Here is a 24,824-nt window from a genome sequence, read left to right as displayed (position 1 = left end):
TTCGTCAACGACTACTGTTAGTGTGGTGTTCGGTGATGGGCAGAGCGCCCGATCCTTGCCCGCAACCGCCTTGCGGTTCGGACGGGGCTGGTCCATCACGGCCTGCAATGTAAAACTAGCCCTTCCAAGGCACCATCCAAAGGTGATTCCGACATGACCCGCTTTGCCGCCCCCATCGCCGAACAGGTCTGGGACATGAAATACCGCTTCAAAGAGGCGGATGGCACCCCCATCGACCGTTCGGTCGAGGACAGCTGGCGGAGAATCGCGCGGGCGCTTGCCTCGGTCGAGGCGGAGCCGGAGGTCTGGGAGGAGCGGTTCTACGGCGCGCTGGAGGATTTCAAATACCTGCCCGCGGGCCGGATCACGGCAGGTGCGGGCACGGCGCGCAAGGTGACGCTCTTTAACTGTTTCGTCATGGGGACGGTGCCGGACAATATGGGCGGCATTTTCGACATGCTGAAGGAGGCCGCGCTGACCATGCAGCAGGGCGGCGGGATCGGCTATGATTTCTCCACCATCCGGCCCAAGGGCGCGGATGTGAAGGGGGTGGCGGCGGATGCCTCCGGTCCGCTCAGCTTCATGGATGTCTGGGATGCGATGTGCCGGACGATCATGTCGGCGGGGTCGCGCCGGGGCGCGATGATGGCGACGATGCGCTGCGATCACCCCGATATCGAGGAATTCATCGGCGCCAAGAGCGATCCGGCCCGGCTGCGCATGTTCAACATGTCTGTGCTGGTGACCGATCCGTTCATGGAGGCTGTGAAGGCCGACGGGCCCTGGGAGCTGGTTTTTGACGGCAAGGTCTATCACACGCTGCAGGCGCGGGATCTGTGGAACCGGATCATGCAGGCGACCTATGATTATGCCGAACCGGGCGTGATCTTCATTGACCGGATCAATCAGGCCAATAACCTCGCCTATTGCGAGACGATTGCCGCGACCAACCCCTGTGGGGAACAGCCGCTGCCGCCCTATGGCGCCTGTCTGCTGGGGTCGATCAATCTGGCGCGGCTGGTGACGGATCCGTTCACCGACAAGGCGCGGCTCGATCCGGCGGCGCTGGACGATCTGGTGCGCATGGCCGTGCGGATGATGGACAATACCGTCGATGCGTCGAACTTCCCGCTGGAGGCGCAGGCGCGGGAGGCGGAGGCCAAGCGTCGGATCGGTCTGGGTGTCACTGGCCTCGCCGATGCGTTGCTGATGCTGGGGCTGCGCTATGGCTCCGACGAGGCTGCCGCGCAGACGGAGGCCTGGATGCGGGCCATCGCACGTGCCTCCTATCTGGCGTCGGTCGATCTGGCGAAGGAGAAGGGGGCGTTTCCGCTCTTTGACCGCGACGCCTATCTGGGCTCCGGCACGATGCAGGCGATGGATGCGGATGTGCGGGCGGCCGTGGCCGAACATGGCATCCGAAATGCGCTGCTGACCTCGATCGCGCCGACGGGCACGATCTCACTCTATGCCGGGAACGTGTCCTCAGGGATCGAGCCGGTCTTTGCCTATGAATATACTCGCAAGGTGCTGCAGAAGGACGGGTCGCGGACCGAGGAGAAGGTCGTCGATTACGCGGTGAAGATGTGGAAGGATCTGAAGGGCGACGCCCCGCTGCCGGACTATTTCGTCAATGCGCAGACGCTGCCTCCGCTGGAGCATGTGAAGATGCAGGCGGCGGCGCAGAAATGGATCGACTCGAGCATCTCGAAGACGATCAATTGCCCGGAGGATATCTCCTTCGACGCATTCAAGGACGTCTACATGGAGGCCTGGGACAGCGGCTGCAAAGGCTGCACGACCTATCGCCCGAACGATGTGACGGGGTCGGTTCTGTCCGTATCCGAGGAGAAAGAAGAGGCGCCCGCCGTCATGCCCACCGAAGGCGGCGAGGTCATCTATATGGCCGATCCGCTGGACCGTCCGACCGCGCTGGAAGGCAATACCTACAAGCTAAAGTGGCCCGACAGCGAACATGCCATCTACCTGACGATCAACGATATTGTCGTGGGCGGGCGGCGGCGCCCCTTTGAGGTCTTCATCAATTCGAAGAACATGGAGCATTTCGCCTGGACCGTGGCGCTGACCCGCATGATCTCGGCCGTATTCCGGCGGGGCGGGGATGTGTCCTTTGTGGTTGAAGAGCTGAAGGCGGTCTTCGATCCGCGTGGCGGCGCCTGGATCAAAGGGAAATACATCCCCTCGATCCTTGCCGCGATTGGCGGGGTGATCGAGACGCATCTGGTCTCCATCGGGTTCATCGAGGGCGAGGGCAAGGGGCTGAAGGCCGATCCCACCGCCAAGGTCGTGGGGCTGGAGAGTGGCCAGCGCGGTAAGGCCTGCCCCTCCTGTGGCCAGTACACAATGCAGATGATCGAGGGCTGCATGACCTGCTCGTCCTGTGGGCATTCGAAATGCGGGTGACAGTGTTTCCCCCCCCGGGTGACCTGACGGCAAAGGTTTGGCTATCCGATTGATCGGACAGCCATTTGGGTGTCGGAGGCTGAGCCTTCCTGCACAGCGAAAGGCGTCGGTTCCGTCGCCGCTGTTTCCGTTGGTTCCTTGATCGGGTCCATGACCGGGGTTGTCGCAGGGTGCGCCGTGCGGGGGCCGGCCACCAGGCCCAGCCGCCTGTGGCCGCTGTATCCGGTTACAATGTGACCGGCTTCCCGTGCGGCGTGCGCAGATAGGCGGCCTCCCATTCCGCGCGCCGTATCTGGCGGGTATCCGGAGATATGCCGGCTTGTTCGGTGAGCGCTTCCAGCGCGCTCAGAACGGCCAAGTAATAGGTCTGCAGCGTGTCAGGTGCACCGCGGTCTTCGGCGTTTTTCAATTCTGCGCCAAGCGTGTCTGCCCAGGCCGATCCGGTTATATGGCCACCCCGGACCAGGCCCGCGGCCAGGGCAAGCGCCTGTGCCTGCCAGGGTTCGTCAAAAACCGGGCTGGGTGGATCCAGCGGATCGTCAGGTCGAAACAAGGTAGCTTTCCCACAGGTCCAGTGTGACGTCGTCGCGCGGATTGGCGCCGTCACCCCAAAGGGCAACGGCCCGGAAGCAAATGGTATAGAGGTGTTCGGGGACCTCAACACCTTCGGCGTTGCGGTCTGGCAGGACATGCGCGCCATGATGTGCGATCACCTCGCCTTCGCACCCACGGACATATCCGGGAAGGCGGGTGTGGTTCGACGTCATCAGCCGCCGCGCGCGCACCCTGTCGCCAATGGTAAAGAGGGGCGCCTGCGACGTCTGTCGCGCGAAATCAAACGCGGAGGCCGCAACACCCGCGATTGTATCCTCGACCGTCATCGCAGAGGGCGGCGCCACCGGGTCATTGACGTGCCCGCGCATCACATCGTCGAGCGTGATCGTCCCGGCCTCGAGCATGATCACCAGATCCGCAGTGCACCATTTCTGAAAATACGAGAAGTTGAGATAGTCTTTGGGGACCATCCTTTCGATGACATGGCGGAACCAGTCGATCGTGCTGCCCGACGTGATCGGCGACCAGTTCAGGGCCGTGACCCGCTTTTCCCAGTCCTCCAGGTCCCGGAACTCTTTGTCGCCGGTCGCAATGGGGATAGGGCCGAACCCCTGGGCCCCGCCGAGGTCATGAATGCCATTCATCACGCCGTCTCCGCCTGCAGGACGCGCTGCGTTCCGATCATGGCATTGCGGGTGACGAGGGCGGCTAGCTGCGGCTCGGTCCAGCCTTCTGTGCCGGCAGGGCGTTGGGGAATAACGAGATACCGGAGCTCGGCCGTGCTGTCCCAGACGCGGACACCCACGTCCCGGGGCAGGATCACGCCGAATTCTTCGAGAACCTTGCGGGGCTCGCGCACGGCGCGGGCACGGTATTCGGCTGATTTGTACCAGGCCGGGGACATTCCAAGCACCGAAAACGGATAGCAGGAGCACAGGGTGCAGACGACCAGATGATGCTGCGTGTCCGAATTTTCGACCGCTTTGAGATGGGCCGTCGCGTCGCCCTGAAAGCCGAACGCCGTTATCGCCTCTGCGGCATTCTCCAGCAGGCGGGCCCGAAATGCCGGGTCCAGCCAGGACCGTGCCACGACCTGCGCGCCGCGCTTGGGTCCGATATGTTCGGAGTAGGTTTCGACCCAGGCGTCGAGGCTTTCCGGCGCGACCAGACCCTTCTCCACGGCAAGGCTTTCGAGGGTCTTTACCCGAAGCGCGGGGTCAGACGGCAGATGTGAATGCAGTTCGCGGTGCAGCGCCGCCGCTTTTTCACTGTTGAATGTGGTCACGCAGCCTCTCCCTTCCGCCAGAGTAGCACCGAGCAGAGGCCGGGGGCGATAGTTTCTGCGGGAGCCGACCCAATTCGCGGGCCTTCGCCCGGAAATGGAGCGGTGCCGGGTCAGGTCCGTTTTCAATGCGTCGTTGGCTGAGACCGGCCCAGAAGGCCCATCACGGTGCTCACGATAGGGATAAGGGCCGCGCCCACGGCCAGACCGATGACGCCGTCGCAGAAGGCGGTGACCACCCAGGCGACGGTCCCATTGCCGTCAGGCGACACGCTGTGAGCAGCGGCTTCCGCCAGGTGGTGGATCGCCTCGTATGGCCAGGGCCAGCCGAGAACCTCCAGCCCGTGCACGAGAATGGACCCGCCCACCCAGATCATGGCGGCGGTGCCGACAACGATCAGGATCTGCATGAACACGGGCATGGCGCGCACGATAAAGCGGCCCAGGCTCCGCGTCGCGCCAAGGCGCCCCCGCGCCGCCATCGCAAGGCCAAGGTCATCGGCTTTCACGATCAGGCCAACCGCGCCATAGACGGCCAGCGTGATCAGGACCCCGGCCACGGCAAGCGCCATTGCCTGCATCCAGAAGGGCTGGCCTTCCGGCAGGGCCGACAGAATAATCGTCATGATCTCGGCCGAGAGGATGAAATCGGTCTTGATGGCACCTTTGACCTTCTGTTCCTCAAGATGGGCGCCGTCGGTGATCTTTTTCTCGACCGCCTCGGCCTGATCGTGGTGCGCGGGGCTGACCGCATGCCAGACCTTCTCCGCCCCTTCGAAACAGAGATAGCCGCCGCCAAGCATCAGCAAAGGATAAATCAAGATCGGCGCGAAGGCCGCGAGGAGCAGCGCGATCGGCAGCAGGATGACGAGCTTGTTGAACAGGGACCCGCGTGCGATCTTCCAGACGATGGGCAGCTCCCGGTCCGCGGAAAAGCCATGGACATATTTGGGCGTGACCGCAGCATCGTCGATGACCGCCCCGGCAGCTTTGGTGGAGGCTTTGACCGCCTGTCCGACCACATCGTCGATAGAGGCCGAGGCGACCTTGGCAATGGCTGCAACGTCGTCGAGTAGGGCGATCAGTCCGCTCATGTCAGGCTCCGGTCCGGGAAGTCAGTTCTGGCTCAAGGTAATGGTTTGGGCCGATCAGGGAAGGGGCAAGTCTCAGAAAGAGTGACGTTCTTTGTCTCTGGCCGGGCCGATGCCTGGCGACAGGCGCGCGCGGACATGCATATTGGGGCAGGCCATCAAGAGGTACGGATATGAGACATGGGTATGAGAGCGGGCGTCTGAACCTGCCATTTGTCGGGATCTGCACCTTCGGGAAATATCCATATGTGGAGGACTGGGACAGCATCGACGCGGATGTCGCGGTCCTGGGCGCCCCGTTTGATGGCGGCACCCAGTGGCGCAGCGGTGCGCGCATGGGGCCACGGGCCATCCGGGAAGCCTCGACCCTGTTTTCTTTCGGGCATGCCGGGGCATATGACCATGAGGATGACGTCACCTATCTGGAACCGCACCGGGTGAGCGTCGTCGATATCGGGGATGCCGATATCGTGCATACGGACACGCTGCAGAGCCATGCGAATATCGAAACGGGTGTGCGCAAAATCCTGTCGGCGGGGGCTTTGCCGGTTGTCATCGGCGGGGATCATTCGATCAATATTCCCTGCATCAGCGCGTTTGACGGGGAAGAGCCGTTTCATCTGATCCAGATCGATGCCCATCTGGATTTCGTCGACGAACGCCATGGCGTGCGGTACGGGCATGGCAATCCGATGCGGCGCGCCGCGGAGAAGCCCTGGGTCAGCGGCCTGACGCAGGTCGGCATCCGCAATGTTTCGTCCACGGCCAAGGACGGGTATGATGCGGCGCGGGCGATGGGGGCGGATATCCTGTCTGTCCGCCAGGCGCGGGAGCTTGGTGTGGCGGGCGTGCTGTCGCGGATACCGCCGGGCGAACGCTACTACGTCACCATCGATATCGACGGCTTCGACCCCTCCATCGCGCCGGGCACCGGCACGCCCAGCCATGGCGGCTTTCTCTACTACGAAGTGCTGGAGCTGCTCGATGGCATTGCCCGGCAGGGCGATATCGTGGGGCTCGATCTGGTTGAGGTGGCGCCCGATCACGACCCCGCCGGGATCACAAGTATCCTCGCGGCACAGCTTCTTATGAATGTGATCGGCCGGGTTCTGCACCATCGTGATGGCTAGCCGGTGGGGCTGGCCGGATTTATGTGCCGGGAGCGGCACACCGGCGCCACGTGAACAAACCTGTGTTAAATAAACCTGTGTTACAAGTTGGGCGGGTGCCGGTCTGGCCGGATGCAATCAGACTTGGTCTAAGAGCCGGTTTGAGATAGGCGTGCCGCAATCACCGGCAGGAGGAATCATGCCCGCTCGTCTGTTGACCCTTTTGTTCGTGCTGAGCCTCTTTCTTGTGTCCGGGGCGGGCCTGACGCAGGTCGCGCGGGCCGACCCCGCAGAGGGCGGATACCGCTATCTCGGACATGGCCGGATCGTGAACAACGATTTCTACGGGGACGGGCATGACCGCTGGCGGACCGGGTCGGTCATCGGCAGCCGCATCTACGGCCGGGGCTGGGAAGGCCGGCTGCCGACCCAGCCGGGCGACATTATCGAGATCAGGCTGGGCGGCGAGATTATCGCGCCGCGTCAGCTGTCGGGGCGAACCGCCGGGGACAGGCCCTATGCCGCGGCCCTGTCGCTGGGACTTCATACGCATTTCAGACTGGGCGAATGGGATACGGCGCTCGGGGCGGATGTGGTCGTGACCGGCCCGCAGAACGGGCTTACGGATCTGCAGAACTGGATCCATGACGGGCTGGGCGTGCGCAAGGCCTCTCCTGCCGTGCTGGCGGGGCAGGTGCCAGACGGGGTACACGCCGCCGCTGTCTGGGAGATGGGGCGTAACTTTGTGGCCGGATCGGCCACGCTCCGCCCCTTTGTCGAGGTGCGGGCCGGGCCGGAGGATATTCTGCGTGCCGGGTTCGATGTCAGCGTCGGTCCGGCCGGGCAGGGGGAACTGCTTGTGCGTGACCCGGTCACCGGTCAGCGGTTCCGCGCTATCCGCCGGGCGGCCGACGGGTGGAGCTTTGTGGCCGGAGCAGATGTCGCGCGGGTGATGGACAGCCTGTATCTGCCGGATGCGATCCGGCGGGACGTACGGTATCGCGTGCGAAGCGGCGTCCACTGGCAGAACAAGCGATGGACCGGATTTTACGGGCTGACGCTTATGGGGCCGGAATTTGTCGGGCAGTCTGAGGCACAGCTGCTGGGATCGCTTCGGATTCAGATCGCCTTCTGAGCAGTCGGCGCGTCGCGCCCTGTCCCTTTCCCGTGGCCTGCTTCTCTGCTATCGTGCGAACAGGGAAAGGCGAGCCGTCAGATGTTCGCCGCCCTGAGAGTGGTCCGCCGGCGCAAGACCGGCAGCAATACAGGCGGTATTCATGGCAACGGGCATTCGGGGCACGTTTGTGCTTTCTTTGCGTCAGATCGAGATCGACGGCATGCAGGGCCAGTCCAGCCATGCTCTGCGCGCCGGGTCGACATGGTCCTGGGAAGGGCGGGCGACACGGGTCGACGGTCCGGGCGAACTTCTGACGCTCGATCTTTCAGAGGCCGATATCCAGCTGCGTCGCCGGGCCGGTCGTGTTGCCCGGAGGTTGCTTGACGGGCGCGGCGCGGCCGCACGCGCTGCGGTGCCGGACATGGAGCCGGTCATTCCGAACAGTTTTGTGCTGACCGACGGGCTGAACCGTTTCACGGCCATGCTTGCATCGGGGCGCGACGGGCAGGAGGTTGTCATATTCGAGAACGATCTGCCGCCGGCGGGACGGATGCACTGGGTCGTGTCCTGCAATATCGATCCGCTGCCCGCGCGGGCGGATAATCGGGGCATGATCTGTTTCACCCCCGGCACGGTGATCAGCACGCCCCGCGGTCCGAAACTGATCGAGGCGCTGCGCGAGGGCGATCTTGTCTCGACCCGGGACAGCGGGCCCAGGGAAATCCTCTGGATGGGGCGGCGCAGGCTTTCCGGGGCGCGTCTGGCGCTGGAGCCGGACCTGTGCCCGGTCTGCATCGGGCCCGGGTCTTTTGGCATTCAGCGTCCGGACCAGAGCCTGCTGGTCTCTCCGGATCATCGGCTGTTGTTGCGTGGCGGTGCCGCCAGAGCCTTGTTCAATACGTCAGAGGTTCTGGTCTGTGCCCGAGATCTGCTGAACGGCACGACCGTGACGCGGGCGACCGGCCTCAGGTCTGTGGAATACATTCATCTGATGCTGGCCACGCATGAGGTGATCTGGGCCAATCGGGTCGAGACGGAAAGTTTTCACCCCGGGAGCGCCGATTTCTCCGAGCTGGATCCGGGGGACCGGTCGCGGTTGCTGTCGGGGCTGACCGGCGTGCGCACGGCGCCGGAAACCTATGGCCCCCATGCCCGGCGAAGCCTGAGCAAGGCCGAGGCGGCGATCCTGCTGCATGATGCGGCGTAACCACCGCTCAGGTCTGGCCAGCTCTTTTCCGTAAATCAGGCCGTTGACTCTCGGTTCCGGCGCAGTATAAGCGCGGCTTCATTGGTGTTGGTGGCCCCCGCAAGGGGATGCCTGTCAGGGTTCGCCCAGAGGACAACGCCCTTTATCGCCGCGGCAGGGCCGGGAGCGGGACTGACTTGGAACGGTTGGCCGGAGAGATCTCCGCAAACCGAAAAGTGGGACCCGGTTTTTGGTCAGGTTGCGGAGCCAAATATAAAGGAGATCAGCCGTGACCAAACGCACGTCTGCCAAGTACAAAATCGACCGCCGGATGGGCGAGAACATCTGGGGCCGTCCGAAATCCCCGGTCAACCGTCGTGAATACGGCCCCGGCCAGCATGGTCAGCGCCGCAAGGGCAAGATGTCCGACTTCGGCCTGCAGCTGCGCGCAAAGCAGAAGCTGAAGGGCTATTACGGCGACCTGACCGAAAAGCAGTTCAAGCGCATCTACGGCGATGCCGCCCGGACCAAGGGTGACACCGGTGAGAACCTGATCGGCCTGCTGGAGCGCCGTCTGGACGCGGTTGTTTACCGTGCGAAATTCGTGGCGACTGTGTTTGCCGCCCGTCAGTTCGTGAACCACGGCCATGTGCTGGTAAACGGCAAGCGCGTGAACATCCCCTCCTACCGCGTGAAAGAGGGTGACGTGATCGAGGTCCGTGACAAGTCGAAGCAAATGGTTGCGCTGCTCGAAGCCGTTCAGCTGGCAGAGCGCGACGTTCCCGACTATCTGGACGTTGACCACAGCAAAATGGTTGCAACCTTCGTTCGGACCCCGGGCCTGTCTGACGTGCCCTATCCGGTGCTGATGGAACCGAACCTGGTTATCGAATATTACGCGCAGAACTGATCTCTGATCTGCGTGAAAATCGGAAAGGCCGCATTCATCGAATGCGGCCTTTTTCATTTGGTCTCTGCGCCGGTCTTTTGGCGATCGCGTGACGTGCTGCGCGTTTCGGCCTCCGGTCCATGACGGAGCGGTCGTCAATCCGAGCAATCTGCTTCCGGTGACCGGCCCCGGCACATATTTCGCGCCAGTATCCGCAGCGGGCTCTGCCGTCGCATGGACCTTGCGGGCCAATCCGCTATTGTCGGGGTGAAATGCACATCCGACAGGAGACCCGTTTGACCTATCCCGTATATGCCAAGATAGATGGCCCAATTATCCTGATCGGTTTCGGGTCAATCGGACGCGGCACGCTGCCCCTGATCGAACGGCATTTCGACTTTGACCGCAGCAAGCTGACGATTGTCGAGCCCAACGAAGCGCTGGCGGAGGATATCGCGAAAACCGGTTATGCACATGTGGCCGAAGCGCTGACCCCCGACAACTATCGCCGTGTGCTGGGAGAGCTGGTCGCGCCGGGCGGGTTTGTCGTCAATCTCTCGGTCGATACGTCTTCGCTGGACCTTGTGCGCTTCTGCCGGGAGGCCGGAGTTCTTTATATTGATACGGTCGTCGAGCCCTGGGCGGGCTATTACTTTGGGACCGAAGACAATGCCGACCGGACCAATTACGCGCTGCGTCAGGCGATGCGCGATGAAAAAGCGGCCAATCCGGGCGGGACGACCGCCGTCTCCTGCTGTGGCGCGAACCCGGGGATGGTGTCCTGGTTTGTCAAAGAGGCGCTGCTGACGCTGGCCGCGGACCTCGGCGTGGAGGCCAAGCCGGAAACACGGGAAGACTGGGCAGGGCTGATGCAGAGGCTGGGCGTCAAAGGGGTTCATATCGCGGAACGCGACACCCAGGTCCGGCTGACGCCGCGCGCGCCGGGTCATTTCGTGAATACCTGGTCAGTGGAAGGGTTTATCGCCGAAGGCTTTCAGCCGGCAGAGCTGGGCTGGGGCACGGCCGAAAGCTGGATGCCCGAAAATGCGCATGGCCATGAGACGGGATGCCAGGCGGGGATCTGGCTGGAACAGCCCGGCGCCCACACCCGCGTCAAGACCTGGTGCCCGACGCCGGGGCCTCAGTTCGGGTTCCTCGTGACTCATAACGAGGCGATTTCGATCTCGGACTATTACACCGTCGGGCCCGCCGAGGCGCCGGAATTCCGTCCGACCTGTCATTATGCCTACCATCCCTGCGACGATGCGGTGCTGTCGCTGCATGAAATGTTCGGCTCCGGACAGATCCAGGAGGTTCATCATATTCTTGACGTGGATGAGATCGAAGCGGGCGGCATCGACGAGCTGGGCGTGCTGCTATTCGGGCATGAAAAGAACGCGCTCTGGTATGGGTCGCGCCTGTCCAACGAAGAAACCAAACGGCTGGCGCCGGATCAGAACGCGACCGGGTTGCAGGTGACATCGGCGGTGCTGGCCGGCATGGTCTGGGCGCTGGAAAACCCGCAGGCGGGGATCGTGGAGACCGACGAAATGGATCATCGCCGGTGCCTGGAGGTGCAACGCCCCTATCTTGGCCCGGTCGAGGCGCATTATACAGACTGGACGCCGCTGACGGACCGGCAAACCCAGTTCCCGGAGGATCTCGACGAGGAAAATCCCTGGGCCTTCCGGAATATCCTGGATCGTCAGGGCTGAGCGATGGGCGCGCCGGACCGCCGCGTCAGCGTCTGGTACGATACACGCGTCGTCCATTGGCCTGAAGCAGCCCGGGCCCTGCGGCAGATATTGCTGGATGGCCCGCTGGACGAGGCGTTCAAATGGCGCGGTCCGGTCTATGTTCTGGGTTCGGCCAATCTCTGCATGGTCGGGGATTACCGCGATGCCGCCGTTCTCTCCTTTTTCAAGGGCGTGCTGCTCGGCGATCCGGAAGGTATTCTGGAGCCGTCGGGCCCGAACAGCCGGGCGGCCCGGGTTGTGCGGGTCACTTCGGCCGAAGAGGTCGCAACTCTGCGCCCGGTACTGGAGGCCTACATCCATGAGGCGGTCGAGCTGGAAAGGGCCGGCGCGAAGGTCACGCTGCCACCAGATGACATGGATTATCCCGAAGAGCTGGTCCAGCGGCTGGATGGCTACCCGGAGTTTTTCGAGGCCTGGTCGGCGCTGACGCCCGGTCGCCGTCGCGGATGGGTTCTGCATTTTGCGGGGGCAAAACAATCCGCGACACGCGCCTCGCGGATCGACAAGGCCGAAGCGAAAATTCTTCTCGGGCGCGGGCTGCATGACCGCTAAAGGTGAATGAGGCAGGCTGAGAGGCCGCGCGAATCCGGCTGGATTTTTGAGTCATGAACGAGTCTCAACATTCTGAAATGTTTTAGTTTAATTGATGCGCGCCGGAATTTTGCGACGCCGTCCTGCCGCGGCCGCCGATAGCCGGAATATCCGTGCATCTTGCCCGACACACGCGATGCAGGTTGCTCTTCTGGCCTCCGTACCCGGGCGGGGTGTTCTGATCTTTGCGCAACAGGGGTGGGGCTGTAGAGTTGGGTGAAGGCTCACGGCCGCGCTGACCATGCGGCCCATATGACTGGAGGCCGGAGATGACAGAGCGCGCGATCTATCTCGGTCCGTTGACCGACAGCCGGCGATGGGATCAGGTCACGCTCCGGCCCGACGATGTGATTGTGGTTTCCCCGCCCAAATGCGGTACGACATGGATGCAGACGATTATCGCTCTGCTGCTCGCGGGGGATCCCGACATCACGCCGGAGTTTTCCGTCAAGATGCCATGGGTCGATATCCGTGTGCGTGACATGACAGAAGTGGCGGAGCGGCTTGAGGCCATGACCCACCGCCGCAGTATGAAAAGCCATACGCCAATGGATGGACTGCCGCTGCATGATGCTGTCCGGTACATCTGCGTGTTCCGGCATCCTCTGGATGCGCATTTTTCCTTCCGCAATTACGTCCGCAATCTACCGGTGTCGTGGTTCGACGCGTGGTATCCGCAGGAGGATACCGCCGGCGACACATTCCGGCATTTTCTGGCGGGCGGTCCGGATGGCGACACCTGCGATGCCATGCCGCTGGCTCATATCCTGCAGCATTACGAGGCGGCGCGGGCCCTGTCCCACCAACCGGGCGTCTCGCTGTTTCATTATGCGGATATGAAGCGGGATCTGCCGGGGGTGTTCGACCGGCTCTGTGCTCTGCTGGGGATATCATATCCTCCGCCGGTGATGGCGCGGCTTGTTGAGGCGGCGGGCTTTGAGAATATGCGGCGGAATGCGGACCGGTTTGCACCTTCGGGGGGCAAGGGGTTCTTTAAATCGGATGCGGATTTCTTTCGGAGCGGCACAAACGGGACCTGGCAGGGCCAGCTGACGCAGGAAGAGCTGGCAGCCTATGATGCCATCATGTCCGACAGGCTGTCGCCGGAGGACCGGCGCTGGCTGGAGTACGGCTCGGGATCGGGCGAGGGCGGTACGGAGCTGTAAGATGCGGTCGCGTCTCCGGCGGGGTCACAGCCGGATGTATTCGGCCAGCTCGCCCGCCCGGGCCGCAGGTGCATGAGGTGGCCGGACCAGAAGGGCGGAAGCCGCTGACAACACGGACAGCAAGGCGCTGTCCTGCCGGCGATCCGGGCGTATGCCATCGGCGGTCAGCTGTGCGCGCATATAGTGTTCGCGCGGGCCGTTTTCGGGAAGGTCCTCGATCAGCTGTGCCTGCTGACGCGGGGCGGGGGCGGCACCCAGGCCCAGCATGTGGCGGATGACCGGAACAACGAAAATATGGCCACAAACCATGGCCGAGACCGGATTGCCGGGCAGGCCGATCATCGCGGCCCCGTCCAGCCGCCCGGCCATCAGCGGTTTGCCGGGGCGCATGGCGACCTTGTAAAAGCTCTGCTCCATGCCGCGCCCCTGTGCGGCCTGCGCCACGAGGTCATGATCGCCGACCGAGGCGCCGCCGATGGTGATGACGATATCGGCGCCTGCTGCCATATCGAACACCGTTTCCAGGCTCTCGATCCGGTCGCGGGCAATGGGCAGAAGGCGCGGCTCTGCTCCTGCGGCGGAGAAGAGCGCATGCAGGCCGTAGCTGTTAGAGGCGACGATCTGATCGGGGCCGGGGGTCTCGCCCGGCTGGACCAGCTCGTCTCCGGTCGGGATCAGCGCGACGATGGGGCGCCGGGTGACCGGCACGCGGGGAATGTTCATCGCGGCCAGCAGCGCTACATCGGCAGGCGTCAGAAGACGGGGGGCACTGATCGTGTCGCCAATGCGGAAATCATTGCCGGCGGGTCGGATATTCGTGCCCTCGCCATAGGCGCCGGTTACGGTGATCCGGTCGCCGTCGCGGGTCACATCCTCCTGTATGACCACGCGGTCGGCGCCCTGGGGCAGGGGCGCGCCGGTGAAGATGCGCGTGCACTGGCCGGCACGCACTTGGCCGGCAAATCCGGCACCGGCTGCGGCCTCTCCTATGATGTCGAAGGTCGCGCCGGGGGCCAGATCGGCGTCGCGCAGGGCATATCCATCCATGGCCGACGCGGCAAAGGGCGGCTGATCGCGGCGGGCAGAGATATCACAGGCCAGGATACGGCCCGATGCCTCGGTAAGCGGGACCTCTTCGGCGCCGAGAGGCGCGGAAAGGGCAAATAGCGCCTCCAGTGCCTCGGCGACGGAAATCATTCCGCTGATCCGGTCGGTGCCTCGTAGCGCCCCGATTTGCCGCCATCTTTCAGCAGAACGCGGATGCCGCCGATTTCCATGCCGCGATCCACGGCCTTGCACATGTCATAGATGGTCAGCGCCGCCGTCGAGGCGGCGGTCAGGGCTTCCATCTCCACCCCGGTTTTTCCTGTGGTCTTGACCGTGGCTTCGATCCGGATGCCGGGCAGCGCGGTGTCGGGCGTCAGATCGACCGTGACTTTGGTCACAGGCAGCGGATGACACAGGGGGATCAGATCGGCGGTCTTTTTTGCGCCCATAATCCCTGCGAGCCGGGCAATACCCAGGACATCGCCCTTTTTCGTATCGCCCTGCAGGATCAACGCAAGTGTGTCCGGCAGCATGCGGACAAACCCGCCGGCGGTCGCAATGCGGTCTGTGTCGTGCTTGTCCGAGACGTCCACCATATGGGCCTGACCTGATTTGTCGAAATGGGTCAGGCTCACAGCGCGTGTCCCATCCCCATGCCGCCTGCCGGCTGTGCCAGCAGATCACGGGTGGCCTGTTCCACATCGGCCTGCCGCATCAGGCTTTCGCCGATCAGAAAACAGCGGGTGCCATATTGCGCCATATCGGCAAGATCGTCGGGCGTGAACAGGCCGCTTTCCGAAATCAGGGTGCGGTCTTCGGGTGCCAGGCGCGCAAGGGTCCGGGTGGTATCGAGGGTCGTTTCAAAGGTTTTGAGATCGCGGTTGTTAATACCCAGAAGGCCGGATTTCAGCGCCGATGCGCGTTCCAGCTCTTCCGCGTTATGCACTTCGATCAAGACGTCCATGCCCCAGGTTAGCGCGGCGTCCTCAAGCTCCAGCGCCTGGGCGTCTTCCAGCGAGGCCATGATCAGCAGGATGCAGTCCGCCCCAAGCGCGCGCGCCTCGGCCACCTGATAGGTGTCGTACATGAAATCCTTGCGCAGGGCGGGCAGGTCGCAAGCCGCGCGGGCCTGAACGAGAAACTCCTTGGCGCCCTGAAAACTGGGTGTGTCCGTCAGGACAGAGAGGCAAGTCGCGCCGCCGGCTGCATAGGCGGCTGCAAGGCTGGCCGGGTCAAAATCCTCCCGGATCAACCCTTTGGAGGGCGAGGCCTTCTTTATCTCGGCGATCAGGCCATAGCCGGTTCGGGCCGCTTCGTGCAGCGCCTCTCCAAAGGGTCGGACGGGCGCGGCATCGCGGGCGCGGGCCTCCATCTCGGACTGAGGGACCGCCTGCTTATCCGCGGCGATCTCTTCCAGTTTGTAGGCTTTGATACGGTCGAGGACGGTTCCGGTCATTCCGCGTGCGCTCCGATCCAGTCGATTTCGGGTTCTCCCCGGGATTTAAGCCAGTTGTTGACGGTTGAAAATGGGCGGGAGCCGAAAAATCCGCGACGGGCGGAGAGCGGCGAGGGATGGGCGGAGGCCAGGATCAGATGCCGGTCGCCGGATGCGGGGGGGCGGATGTGCTGGCGGAAGGATTGCGCGTGGTTGCCCCAGAGCACAAATGCACGGGGCCGGTCCGACAGCCGGTCGATCACCTGCATTGTCAGTTCGGCCCAGCCAAGGCGCGCATGGCCGCCGGCTTTGCCGGCAGGGACGGACAGGGCCGTGTTCAGCAGCAGAACCCCCTGCCGGGCCCAGAACCGGAGGTCGCCATTGTCGGGCTGTCCGCCAAGGTCGCTGCGTAGCTCTTTGAAAATATTGTAAAGCGATCGCGGCAGGGGCAGCACGTTGGGTTCCACAGAGAAGGCAAGCCCGTGGGCATGGCCGGGCGTCGGATAGGGGTCCTGTCCGAGGATAATGACCCGCGTCTGGTCGGGCGGGCACAGGTTCAGCGCGGCAAATCGCTGACATTCAGGCGGCAGAACAGCCGGCAGGTCCGAAAGGACCCCGGATATCCGGGGGTAGGAGGTTTCAAAGAACGGCAGCGCGGCCCATGGCTCCGGGATCATTTGGCAGCGCCCGAGGTCAGGCGTGCCAGGGCCTCGACCTTGGAGCGGGCGGCGCCGCTGTCGATGCTTTCGGCGGCGCGGCGGGCGGCGTCTTTCAGATCGGTCTCCTGCCCCGATACGACGAGAGCAGCCGCGGCATTCAGAAGTGTGGCGTCCCGGTAGGCGGTTTTCTCTCCGTTCAGCAGGGCGCGGAAGGCGCGGCCGTTTTCTTCTGGCGTGCCGCCGACGATGGCGCTGAAGGGATGTTGGGGGAGCCCCGCATCCTCGGGATGGAGCTCAAGGTCCGACACCGTGCCGTCCGGCGCCAGCGCCGCCACCCAGCTGACGCCCGAAATGGCCAGCTCGTCCGTGCCGTCCGATCCGTGGACAAGCCAGGCCTGTTCGGAGCCGAGAAGGGCCAGCGTCTCGGCCATCGGGCGGATCAGATCGCGTGAGAATGCGCCCGTCAGCTGACGCGTCACACCGGCGGGATTTGTCAGCGGGCCGAGGATGTTAAAGATGGTGCGGGTGCCAAGCTCCTGACGGACGGGCATCACATGGCGGGTCGCGGGATGGTGCATCGGCGCCATCATGAACCCGATCCCAACCTCTGTGAGGGCGCGTTCGACGATATCGGCCCCTACCATGACATCCACACCCATCTGAGACAGGGCATCCGCCGCGCCGGATTTAGACGACAGGTTGCGGTTGCCGTGTTTGGCCACCGGCACGCCCGCCCCCGCCACGACAAAGGCCGTGGCGGTCGAGATGTTGAGCGTACCCTTGCCGTCACCGCCGGTTCCGACGATGTCGATGGCGCCCTTCGGTGCGGAGACCGGCACGCATTTGGACCGCATGACCGCGGCTGCGGCGGCATATTCGTTCACCGTTTCGCCACGGGTCCGCATCGCCATGAGCAGCCCGCCTATCTGCGCAGGGGTGGCCTGTCCTTCGAACAGTATCTCAAACGCGTCCTCTGCCTCGGCGCGGGTCAGATTGCGATCCGCGGCTGCGGCGATGATCGGTTTCAACGCGTCACTCATGTGCCGCCTTTCCTGGCTGCGGAGCCGCGCGGACTGGCACAGGTTCCGACTTGTGATATCATGGCGTTCGACTGTCGCATTCAGGATGCACACCGGGGATGCCGAACCGGCCCTAGATGCGACACAGCCGGAGCCACCGTCAAGAGGCGCGGCCAACGGTGGAAGAACGGCAGATCGGGACAAAGCCCGGCAGAAGGAGAGCAGAAGGTGACGAAAGGTGTCCTTCCCGGACTCATGATCGGTTTTGTCGTGGCTGTGGTCATTGCCGCAATCAGTTCGCTCAGCGCTCCGCTGCCGGGCACTTTGAGCGATGGGGCCGGGACACGTCCGCCGGTGCCGGAAGGCGCCATGTTCAACGTGCCGCGTGACGATGCACCGGCCCAGATGCCAGCCATCGCCAGCCCGCCTGACAAAGCCGACAGCCCCGCCGCGCCCCGCGCCGACCGGGACAGTGTGCCGACGGCTGTGCAAGAGGCGCCGGCGGTCCGTGACGTGCCTGTGGAGACCGCCTATGACGGTCTGCCCGAGGCGGCACAGCCTGATGCCGGTCTGACGGAGGCCCCGTCGCCGGAGAATCCGGTGCTGCCCAGCCCGCTTGCGCAGGGGCCTGTGCCGGCCGCCGTCGATACTGCGCCCGATATCACGACCCGGCCTGCTCTGCCGCCACGGGCGGAGCCGGGCGAGGAGGTCACCGGATTTCCCGGGGCCGATCTGGCTCAGGCCGCGGATGGGCCGGAGGATGCGCCGTCCGGGGAGGCAGGCGGCGCGGATGCGCCCCCCGCTGGACAGGATCGTGAGGCTGTCACCAGCGCGGGCGACGGGGCTGCCGTCGCCGATACCGGCCCAGCGACTGGGGAAGAGAGCGGCACTGACGCCATGGTCAGTGAGGCCGATGCCGCCGAAACGGCCGCCGAAGATGTATCTGATGACGTTGCTGCCAGCGCGACCGAAGGCGCCGGCACAAGCGCTGTCGATGCGGGCAGGCCGGCAGAGCCTGAAGCCGTCGATGCCACAGATGCGCCGGATCAGTCGGTTGCCGAAACCGCCGATGAGACCGACCTTTCGGCAGGGGCGGACGCTCTCGTCACGGCTGCCCCGGAGGCGACCGAAGAGAGGCCGGAGGTTCAGGTCAGCCCCGCCTCCGACGCCCAATCCGGTGCCGGTCCGGATGTCGTGCCCGGCAGTGCGTCCGATCCGGAAGGGGCGGCTGATCCTGTCGTGACGGAACGCGGCACCGGCCCCGGTGAGGCCACGCCAGAGGATACCCCGCCCTCCGGCGCGGCGGATGAGGCAGAGCCGCAGGTTGCGGCAGCGGCGCCGTCTATGCCCGGCACTCCGGTTCGTCCCCTGACCGAGCGCGAGGCGGAAGCTGCCCCGGCCGAGGCGCCTGCAGAGCCACCGGCCGAAGACTTGCGCCCGCCGTTCGAGAAGTTCGCGAGCCCCCCGGTATCGGCAAGCGACCGGCCCCTGCTGTCTATCATTCTGATCGATGACGGGTCGGGGTCGCAGTCGTTGCCACGGAATTTTCCCTATCCGGTCTCGGTTGCAATCCCGACCACTTCGCCAAAAGCCGCAGAGATCATGCAGACATATCGCCGTCGCGGGATCGAAGTGCTGGCGCTGATGGACAGCCCGGCCGAAGGCGATATCGACGCGGCGCTTGGCGGTATCACCGAGGCGGTGGCCGTGATGGAAACCGGCAGCCGATCGCTTCAGGGGGGGCGGGCACAGTCCGAAAGGCTCGCCGAAGGGCTGAAAGAGGCCGGCTATGGCCTCGTCCTTTACCCCGAGGGGCTGGATACCGGGTTGAGGCTGGCGCAGCGTCAGGGGGTTCCGGCGGGCACGGTGTTCCGCGATCTCGATTCCGAAGGGCAGTCGGCAGATGTGGTGCGCCGGTTCCTAGACAATGCCGCCTTTAAGGCGGGGCAGGAAGACTCTGTGATTCTGGTTGGCCGGATGCGGCCCGAGACGATCTCGGCCCTGCTGGTCTGGGCGCTGGCGGACCGCGCCAGTCGCGTGGCGATGGTCCCGGTCACTCAGGCTCTGGCTGCGCCCGCCAACTGATCGGGGGCAACGCGCTTTTCTCCGGTCGGCGGCTACGCCATGCTGGCGCCACGCGGGGGTCCGCGATGTCCGGTGCTACGGAGGAGGATGCAGCATGACACAGCCCGTTTTGGGGTTTATCGGCCTGGGCGTCATGGGAGAGCCCATCTGCCGCAATATCATGACCGGCTCGGGCGGCCCGATGATCGTATCAGATCTGGCTACCGCGCCCATCCAACGGCTTGTGAGCCAGGGCGCGGTCGAGGCGCGCCCGGAGGCCCTGGCGGAGCAGGCGGATATCATCTTTCTGTCACTTCCCGGCGGACCCGAGGTCGAGACGGTTGTGTCCATGCTTTTGCCCACGCTTCGTGAGGGGCAGATTCTGGTGGATATGTCGACCGCGCCGGTTGCCCTGACGCGCGATCTTGCTGCGCGTGTGGCGGCGCGCGGCTGTGCCTATGCCGATGCTCCGGTGGCCCGGACCCGTGCCGCGGCCGAGGCGGGGACGCTGGCGATCATGGTCGGGGCCGATGATGCCACCTATGACACCCTGCTTCCGCTGCTTTCCCATGCCGGGGAGGATGTGCTGCATTGCGGGCCGGTCGGATGCGGCCAGATCGCCAAAATTCTCAACAATATGGTCCTCTTCCAGAATGTCGTCGCCCTGTCGGAGGCGCTGGCCCTTGGCCGGGCTGCGGGAATGGAGGGGGAGCGGCTTTTTCAGGTTCTCTCGCAGGGCTCGGCGGACAGTTTTGCGCTGCGCAACCACGGCATGAAGGCCATGCTGCCGGACACCTATCCCGAACAGGCGTTTCCGACCGGATATGCGTTAAAGGATGTGGGCTATGCGCTGGAGCTTGCGCGGGACAGCGGCCTTTCGGCGCCCGGGGCCGAGCTTGCCCGGGCGCGGATGGACCTGGCGCGCGAAGCCGGATTCGAAAGGGAATATTTCCCGGTTCTGGCACGTCTGGCCGGGCGCGATTCCGTCTGAAGCGCCGTTCTGCTGGCCGGATCAGGCCCTCTGCAGGCGTTCCGACGCGGGATCTGTGCGCAGGAGCGCGACTGCGCATCCGACATCTGCCACAGGCACATACCCGTCATACCATATTTTGCCCTTTTCCCCCTGCGGCATCCATGTAATAGGGAAGCGCCAAGTGAACATCCCCCATGGAGGTATCCGATGGAGATTCGCGAGGCCCTGACCTTCGACGACGTGCTACTTGTTCCCGCAGCATCTTCGGTGCTGCCGTCCACTGCGGATACCCGCACGAAGGTGACGAACTCCATAAATCTGAACATACCGCTGCTCTCTTCGGCCATGGATACGGTGACTGAGGCACGCATGGCAATTTGCATGGCGCAGGCCGGCGGGATGGGGGTTATCCACCGCAATCTCGACATCCAGCAGCAGTCGGACGAGGTACGCCGGGTCAAGCGGTTCGAGAGCGGGATCGTCTACAAGCCCATCACGCTGCGGCCCGATCAGACCCTGGCTGATGCCAATGCGCTGATCGACCAGTACCGGATCTCCGGCTTTCCGGTGGTGGATGCCGACGGACGGGTCGTCGGGATCCTCACCAATCGCGACATGCGTTTTGCCACGGACGAGAAAACCCCCGTTTCGGTCATGATGACCTCAAAGGATCTGGCGATCCTGCAGGAGCCTGCGGACCGCGGCGAGGCGATTTCCCTGATGAAGGCGCGCCGGATCGAGAAGCTGCTGATCACCGACAAGGCAGGCAAGCTGACCGGCCTGCTGACGCTGAAGGACAGTGAGCAGGCTGTGCTGAACCCGACCGCCTGCAAGGACGATCTGGGCCGCCTGCGGGTGGCTGCGGCGACGACGGTCGGGGATGCCGGGTACGAGCGCTCTGCTGCGCTGGTCGATGCGGGCTGCGATCTGATTGTGATCGACACGGCGCACGGCCATTCCGAAGGCGTCGCGCGGGCCGTCGAGCGGGTGAAAATGCTGTCCAACGAGGTTCAGGTGATGGCCGGCAATGTCGCCACCGCCGCCGCAACACGGGCGCTGATCGATGCCGGTGCGGATGCGATCAAGGTGGGAATCGGCCCGGGCTCCATCTGTACGACACGGATGGTGGCAGGCGTGGGTGTGCCGCAGCTCACCGCGATCATGGATTGCGCCCGGGAAGCCGGAGATACGCCTGTGATCGCCGATGGCGGCATCAAATTCTCGGGCGATTTCGCGAAGGCCATTGCTGCGGGTGCATCGGTGGCGATGGTCGGGTCGATGATTGCGGGTACGGATGAAAGCCCGGGCGAGGTGATCCTCTATCAGGGCCGGTCGTTCAAATCCTACCGCGGGATGGGGTCGCTGGGCGCCATGGCGCGCGGTTCGGCCGATCGGTATTTCCAGAAGGATGCGGCGTCTGACAAGCTGGTGCCCGAAGGCATTGAGGGGCAGGTGCCCTACAAAGGGTCTGCCGGCGCGGTGATCCACCAGCTGGTCGGCGGCCTGCGGGCGGCCATGGGGTATACCGGATGTTCCACGGTCGACGAGATGCGTCAGAACTGCCAGTTCGTGAAGATCACCGGCGCGGGGCTGAAAGAAAGCCACGTGCACGATGTTCAGATCACGCGGGAAAGTCCGAACTACCGGATTGGGTAGGCCGAGCTTTCGAGCGGAGCATCGTCAGTGCGTCCATGAAGTCTTGATGGCTTGAGGAGGAGACGTGATCGACGGTCGCCTGACGAGCTTCACGAGGTGGTTCGACCGGAACGAGGTCAGGCAGGGAACGTTTGTAGCCCAGCAGGTGGGTTGCGGGAAACGGGGCGGCGTGTCAGCTTGGTGTGCGCGCTATCGATACAGGGTTGAACGTTGACGAAGAAGCCGTTGAAGAACCGGTCGGAACTGATTTGTTCAGCACTTCGATCTGCCATTCTCGAGCGGGCCCTTCTGCCGGGCATGAAACTGCCCGAGGATTCTCTGGGCGAGCGTTTCGGCGCAAGCCGGACCATCGTGCGGCAGGCGCTGGAACGTCTGGCTGCCGAAGGTCTGGTCGAGCTGCGCCATAACCGTGGGGCGGCTGTTGCCTCGCCCAGTCTGGACGAGGCGCGGGACCTTTTCGAGCTGCGGGCGCAGATCGAGGATATGGTCATTGCGCGTCTCGCTGCCGGACTGACGGCGGATCAGGCGCAGGCGCTTGAAGATCATATCAAGCGGGAGGAGGATGCGCAGGACGGGCCCGAGCCGATCTCGATCCGCTTGGCGACCGAATTCCACATTCTTCTGGCAGAGCTGACCGGCAGCCCGGTTCTTGTCCGCTATGTCAACGAAATCGCTTATCGCTGCGGCCTGACCCTGTCGCAGTTTTCGCGCCCGCATTCTGCGGATTGTGGGATCCAGGAGCATCGCGAGATATTGAGCGTGCTGCGCTCCGGCGACGTCGCCCGCGCACAGCAGATTGCGCGGGACCATCTTGAATCCGTCTCCTCCCGCGCGCAGTTCCGGGATGCAGAGGCGGGCACGTTTTCCTACCTCGACGCGCTGGAGCCCTATGCCAGTCAGGTGCGCGAGGCCTCCTGAGGCGGGCAGGACAGGGGCCTATGTCTCAGGCCTCGATCCCGCGGGCGGTCAGGATACGTTCGGCGCTGTCGTTCCAGACGTCCATCTTCACGATCTTGCCGTTTTCAACGACGAACCGGTCAATATAGCGATTGCCTTCGAAGGGCGTCCCGTCCGGCCATTCGCCATAAAGATAGCCGGTGGAATAGACCACCGTCCCCTCGTCCCCCTGTGCCACATCGAACTGGCGCATGTCCTTCTTGACCCATGCGTAGCGGGCCGCGTTGAATTTGGCGGGGCCGGACGGATGGTGGAACACGCGGCCACCGGTGAAGGTGATGGTGACAGTGTCGGCCACATAGGTCGCGGCGCGCTCTGGGTCGGGCACCATTGAGGCTTCCAGAAAGTCGTGAACGATCCGGGCGTCTTCCGGCAGGCTCTCGGGGGCGGTCTTTTTAATGCCGGTCATGGCGGGTCCTTTCCTTTCAGATACGATTCGGTTTTCGCACCTCACGACCTGTCCGCCTAGCTGCATGCGAGAATTTCATACAAAGATTGCATGCAATCTGATGAAAGCTTGTGCAGGAGGGAGTTTTATTGGGTCAAATGGGCCTCAAAGGCCGCCAGATACTTTGACACCCGCCGCTCTCTTGCGCGCCATGGAGCCACCAAAACGCCCTTACCGGAGAAACCGACCATGAACCGCCGACTTCCCCTGACACGACGTACCCTGCTTGCTGGCGCCACCGCGCTTGGCCTTGCCACCGCTTTTCCCGCCACCGCTCAGGATGGCCCGATCAAGCTCGGCCTCGTCGCCGCGCTGTCCGGTCAGTCCGCCAAATCGGGCGAGGCGATCACCCGCGGCATCACCCTCGCCATGGACAAGATCAACGCCGAAGGCGGCGTGCTGGGCCGTCCGCTGGAGCTGGTCAGCCGCGACGATGAATCAAACCCCGGAAAAGGTCTGGTCGCCGCGCGTGAGCTGGTTCAGCGCGAAGGCGTTGCGGCCCTGATCGGCGGTCTGGACACGCCCGTCTCGCTGGCCATCGTGCCCTTTGCCAATGACGCAAAGGTGCCCTTCATGGGGCCGTGGGCCGCTGGCACGCCCATCACCATGAACGGCGCTGAAGAGAACTATGTCTTCCGTGTCTCCGCCGTGGACGAGATCGTGGACGAGGCGATCACCGAATATCTCGTGTCCAAGTACGGTTCGAAAAAGCCGGGCATGATCCTGATCAACAACCCCTGGGGCGAGTCCAACGAAAAGGGCCTGATGAAGGCGCTTGAGAAGCGTGGCATGGACCATGCGGGCATCGAGAAGTTCGAAAACAACGACGTTGACGTCGTCCCTCAGCTGACCCGCCTGAAGGAAAACGGCGCGGACGGCCTGTTCCTTGTGGCCAACGTCGCGCCCTCGGCACAGGTGGTGAAATCGCTAGACAAGATGGGCTGGGACGTGCCGGTCGCGTCGCACTGGGGCCCGGCTGGCGGTCGCTTTACCGAACTGGCTGGCGACAGCGGTGAGAAGGTGCACTTCGTCCAGACCTTCCTTTTCGACAGCGAAGAGCATCCGCTCTACATGAAGCTGACCGAGAAATTCCCCGAGGTGACCAGCCTTGCCGACGTGACCCCCGCGACCGGTATCGGCAATGCCTATGACGCGACGCTGCTTCTGGCCGCCGCGATCGAAGCCGCAGGCTCCACCGAAGGCCCCGCCATCCGCGAAGCGATGTACGGTATCTCGGGCGTGGAAGGGGTCATCAAGACCTATGACACCCCCTTCACCCCCGACAATCAGGATGCGCTTGGTCCGAACGACTACATCATGTCCCAGTTCGTGAAGGGCGAGATTATCCCGATCTCCGAATAAGATCGACATAAGATCAACGGCCCTTCCGGGAGATCCG

General features: G+C 63.9%; 23 protein-coding genes. 13 read left to right on the top strand and 10 right to left on the bottom strand.

Going from position 1 to position 24,824, the window contains the following annotated elements:
* Window positions 1-153: 153 nt before the first annotated feature.
* A complete protein-coding gene (locus ACRARG_RS08255) occupies window positions 154-2,424 on the top strand; it encodes an adenosylcobalamin-dependent ribonucleoside-diphosphate reductase (RefSeq protein WP_432689534.1) in 2,271 nt (756 codons plus the stop codon).
* Between the two features lie 226 nt (window positions 2,425-2,650).
* Here the strand turns inward: ACRARG_RS08255 and ACRARG_RS08250 are convergent, their stop codons facing one another.
* From ACRARG_RS08250 to ACRARG_RS08235, 4 genes are all read right to left on the bottom strand, one after another.
* On the bottom strand, window positions 2,651-2,977 hold the full coding sequence (locus tag ACRARG_RS08250; RefSeq protein ID WP_432689533.1) for a nitrile hydratase accessory protein: 327 nt from the start codon (window positions 2,975-2,977) through the stop codon (window positions 2,651-2,653).
* Window positions 2,964-3,623, bottom strand: a complete 660-nt coding sequence (nthB, locus tag ACRARG_RS08245) for a nitrile hydratase subunit beta (RefSeq protein ID WP_432689532.1) — start codon at window positions 3,621-3,623, stop codon at window positions 2,964-2,966. Before nthB ends, ACRARG_RS08250 begins: the two co-directional genes overlap by 14 nt.
* Window positions 3,623-4,264: a nitrile hydratase subunit alpha gene (gene nthA, locus ACRARG_RS08240; RefSeq protein ID WP_432689531.1), complete on the bottom strand. Its 642-nt coding sequence runs from the start codon at window positions 4,262-4,264 to the stop codon at window positions 3,623-3,625. Before nthA ends, nthB begins: the two co-directional genes overlap by 1 nt.
* A gap of 122 nt (window positions 4,265-4,386) precedes the next feature.
* Window positions 4,387-5,355: a DUF808 domain-containing protein gene (locus tag ACRARG_RS08235; protein WP_432689530.1), complete on the bottom strand. Its 969-nt coding sequence runs from the start codon at window positions 5,353-5,355 to the stop codon at window positions 4,387-4,389.
* 170 nt (window positions 5,356-5,525) lie between these two features.
* On the opposite strand from ACRARG_RS08235, the gene speB reads away from it, so the two are divergent.
* From speB to ACRARG_RS08200, 7 genes are all read left to right on the top strand, one after another.
* Window positions 5,526-6,482 (top strand): agmatinase, encoded by a 957-nt coding sequence (gene speB, locus ACRARG_RS08230; protein WP_432689529.1) that lies wholly within the window; start codon window positions 5,526-5,528, stop codon window positions 6,480-6,482.
* A 178-nt stretch (window positions 6,483-6,660) separates the two neighbouring features.
* Entirely contained in the window at window positions 6,661-7,596 is a 936-nt protein-coding gene (locus tag ACRARG_RS08225) for a lipid A-modifier LpxR family protein (protein WP_432689528.1), read from the top strand.
* Between the two features lie 142 nt (window positions 7,597-7,738).
* Window positions 7,739-8,785 (top strand): Hint domain-containing protein, encoded by a 1,047-nt coding sequence (locus ACRARG_RS08220; RefSeq protein ID WP_432689527.1) that lies wholly within the window; start codon window positions 7,739-7,741, stop codon window positions 8,783-8,785.
* 268 nt (window positions 8,786-9,053) lie between these two features.
* Window positions 9,054-9,674 carry a 30S ribosomal protein S4 gene (rpsD, locus tag ACRARG_RS08215; protein WP_432689526.1) on the top strand — a complete coding sequence of 207 codons (621 nt, stop codon included), beginning with the start codon at window positions 9,054-9,056 and terminating at the stop codon, window positions 9,672-9,674.
* Between the two features lie 251 nt (window positions 9,675-9,925).
* Window positions 9,926-11,368 carry a homospermidine synthase gene (locus ACRARG_RS08210; protein WP_432689525.1) on the top strand — a complete coding sequence of 481 codons (1,443 nt, stop codon included), beginning with the start codon at window positions 9,926-9,928 and terminating at the stop codon, window positions 11,366-11,368.
* Between the two features lie 3 nt (window positions 11,369-11,371).
* Entirely contained in the window at window positions 11,372-11,962 is a 591-nt protein-coding gene (locus ACRARG_RS08205) for a YdeI/OmpD-associated family protein (protein ID WP_432689524.1), read from the top strand.
* Between the two features lie 308 nt (window positions 11,963-12,270).
* Window positions 12,271-13,167 carry a sulfotransferase domain-containing protein gene (locus ACRARG_RS08200; RefSeq protein WP_432689523.1) on the top strand — a complete coding sequence of 299 codons (897 nt, stop codon included), beginning with the start codon at window positions 12,271-12,273 and terminating at the stop codon, window positions 13,165-13,167.
* A gap of 24 nt (window positions 13,168-13,191) precedes the next feature.
* Here the strand turns inward: ACRARG_RS08200 and ACRARG_RS08195 are convergent, their stop codons facing one another.
* The 5 genes from ACRARG_RS08195 to trpD are packed head-to-tail and all read right to left on the bottom strand — an operon-like array spanning window position 13,192 to window position 17,348.
* A complete protein-coding gene (locus ACRARG_RS08195; protein WP_432689522.1) occupies window positions 13,192-14,364 on the bottom strand; it encodes a molybdopterin molybdotransferase MoeA in 1,173 nt (390 codons plus the stop codon).
* Complete coding sequence (gene moaC, locus ACRARG_RS08190; protein WP_432689521.1) at window positions 14,361-14,849, bottom strand: cyclic pyranopterin monophosphate synthase MoaC; 489 nt, start codon at window positions 14,847-14,849, stop codon at window positions 14,361-14,363. Before moaC ends, ACRARG_RS08195 begins: the two co-directional genes overlap by 4 nt.
* A complete protein-coding gene (gene trpC / locus ACRARG_RS08185; protein WP_432689520.1) occupies window positions 14,846-15,670 on the bottom strand; it encodes an indole-3-glycerol phosphate synthase TrpC in 825 nt (274 codons plus the stop codon). Before trpC ends, moaC begins: the two co-directional genes overlap by 4 nt.
* Complete coding sequence (locus ACRARG_RS08180) at window positions 15,667-16,326, bottom strand: uracil-DNA glycosylase (protein WP_432689519.1); 660 nt, start codon at window positions 16,324-16,326, stop codon at window positions 15,667-15,669. The genes trpC and ACRARG_RS08180 overlap by 4 nt, the downstream gene beginning before the upstream one ends.
* Complete coding sequence (trpD, locus tag ACRARG_RS08175; RefSeq protein ID WP_432689518.1) at window positions 16,323-17,348, bottom strand: anthranilate phosphoribosyltransferase; 1,026 nt, start codon at window positions 17,346-17,348, stop codon at window positions 16,323-16,325. The genes ACRARG_RS08180 and trpD overlap by 4 nt, the downstream gene beginning before the upstream one ends.
* 207 nt (window positions 17,349-17,555) lie before the next feature.
* On the opposite strand from trpD, the gene ACRARG_RS08170 reads away from it, so the two are divergent.
* The 4 genes from ACRARG_RS08170 to ACRARG_RS08155 all read left to right on the top strand — a co-directional run bounded on the left by ACRARG_RS08170 (window position 17,556) and on the right by ACRARG_RS08155 (window position 22,938).
* A complete protein-coding gene (locus ACRARG_RS08170; RefSeq protein ID WP_432689516.1) occupies window positions 17,556-19,412 on the top strand; it encodes a divergent polysaccharide deacetylase family protein in 1,857 nt (618 codons plus the stop codon).
* Between the two features lie 94 nt (window positions 19,413-19,506).
* Entirely contained in the window at window positions 19,507-20,382 is an 876-nt protein-coding gene (locus ACRARG_RS08165) for an NAD(P)-dependent oxidoreductase (RefSeq protein WP_432689514.1), read from the top strand.
* 189 nt (window positions 20,383-20,571) lie between these two features.
* Window positions 20,572-22,020, top strand: coding sequence for an IMP dehydrogenase (gene guaB, locus ACRARG_RS08160; protein ID WP_432689512.1), 1,449 nt, complete (start codon window positions 20,572-20,574; stop codon window positions 22,018-22,020).
* 210 nt (window positions 22,021-22,230) lie between these two features.
* Window positions 22,231-22,938 carry a GntR family transcriptional regulator gene (locus tag ACRARG_RS08155; protein WP_432689510.1) on the top strand — a complete coding sequence of 236 codons (708 nt, stop codon included), beginning with the start codon at window positions 22,231-22,233 and terminating at the stop codon, window positions 22,936-22,938.
* Window positions 22,939-22,963: 25 nt separating this feature from the next.
* Here ACRARG_RS08155 and ACRARG_RS08150 read toward each other — a convergent pair whose 3' ends face one another.
* A complete protein-coding gene (locus ACRARG_RS08150; RefSeq protein ID WP_432689508.1) occupies window positions 22,964-23,386 on the bottom strand; it encodes a nuclear transport factor 2 family protein in 423 nt (140 codons plus the stop codon).
* A 228-nt stretch (window positions 23,387-23,614) separates the two neighbouring features.
* Between ACRARG_RS08150 and ACRARG_RS08145 the strand changes: the two genes are divergently transcribed.
* Entirely contained in the window at window positions 23,615-24,787 is a 1,173-nt protein-coding gene (locus ACRARG_RS08145) for an ABC transporter substrate-binding protein (protein ID WP_432689506.1), read from the top strand.
* Window positions 24,788-24,824 lie beyond the last annotated feature (37 nt).

The organism is Pseudooceanicola profundi (assembly GCF_050897955.1).
Classification (GTDB): Bacteria; Pseudomonadota; Alphaproteobacteria; order Rhodobacterales; family Rhodobacteraceae; genus Pseudooceanicola.
The sequence above is the reverse complement of the archived record's forward strand: the minus strand, read 5'-3'. Positions and strand labels throughout refer to the sequence as shown.

Bases quoted from the DNA above. Each gene is read 5' to 3' on its own strand.
- ACRARG_RS08205 (WP_432689524.1), top strand. From the start codon at position 11,372: ATGGGCGCGCCGGACCGCCGCGTCAGCGTCTGGTACGATACACGCGTC.
- ACRARG_RS08235 (WP_432689530.1), bottom strand. From the start codon at position 5,355: ATGAGCGGACTGATCGCCCTACTCGACGACGTTGCAGCCATTGCCAAG.
- ACRARG_RS08200 (WP_432689523.1), top strand. From the start codon at position 12,271: ATGACAGAGCGCGCGATCTATCTCGGTCCGTTGACCGACAGCCGGCGA.
- ACRARG_RS08180 (WP_432689519.1), bottom strand. From the start codon at position 16,326: ATGATCCCGGAGCCATGGGCCGCGCTGCCGTTCTTTGAAACCTCCTAC.
- ACRARG_RS08165 (WP_432689514.1), top strand. From the start codon at position 19,507: ATGACACAGCCCGTTTTGGGGTTTATCGGCCTGGGCGTCATGGGAGAG.
- ACRARG_RS08145 (WP_432689506.1), top strand. From the start codon at position 23,615: ATGAACCGCCGACTTCCCCTGACACGACGTACCCTGCTTGCTGGCGCC.
- ACRARG_RS08225 (WP_432689528.1), top strand. From the start codon at position 6,661: ATGCCCGCTCGTCTGTTGACCCTTTTGTTCGTGCTGAGCCTCTTTCTT.
- ACRARG_RS08150 (WP_432689508.1), bottom strand. From the start codon at position 23,386: ATGACCGGCATTAAAAAGACCGCCCCCGAGAGCCTGCCGGAAGACGCC.
- guaB (WP_432689512.1), top strand. From the start codon at position 20,572: ATGGAGATTCGCGAGGCCCTGACCTTCGACGACGTGCTACTTGTTCCC.
- nthB (WP_432689532.1), bottom strand. From the start codon at position 3,623: ATGAATGGCATTCATGACCTCGGCGGGGCCCAGGGGTTCGGCCCTATC.
- ACRARG_RS08195 (WP_432689522.1), bottom strand. From the start codon at position 14,364: ATGATTTCCGTCGCCGAGGCACTGGAGGCGCTATTTGCCCTTTCCGCG.
- trpD (WP_432689518.1), bottom strand. From the start codon at position 17,348: ATGAGTGACGCGTTGAAACCGATCATCGCCGCAGCCGCGGATCGCAAT.
- trpC (WP_432689520.1), bottom strand. From the start codon at position 15,670: ATGACCGGAACCGTCCTCGACCGTATCAAAGCCTACAAACTGGAAGAG.
- ACRARG_RS08255 (WP_432689534.1), top strand. From the start codon at position 154: ATGACCCGCTTTGCCGCCCCCATCGCCGAACAGGTCTGGGACATGAAA.
- speB (WP_432689529.1), top strand. From the start codon at position 5,526: ATGAGACATGGGTATGAGAGCGGGCGTCTGAACCTGCCATTTGTCGGG.
- ACRARG_RS08220 (WP_432689527.1), top strand. From the start codon at position 7,739: ATGGCAACGGGCATTCGGGGCACGTTTGTGCTTTCTTTGCGTCAGATC.
- ACRARG_RS08210 (WP_432689525.1), top strand. From the start codon at position 9,926: ATGCACATCCGACAGGAGACCCGTTTGACCTATCCCGTATATGCCAAG.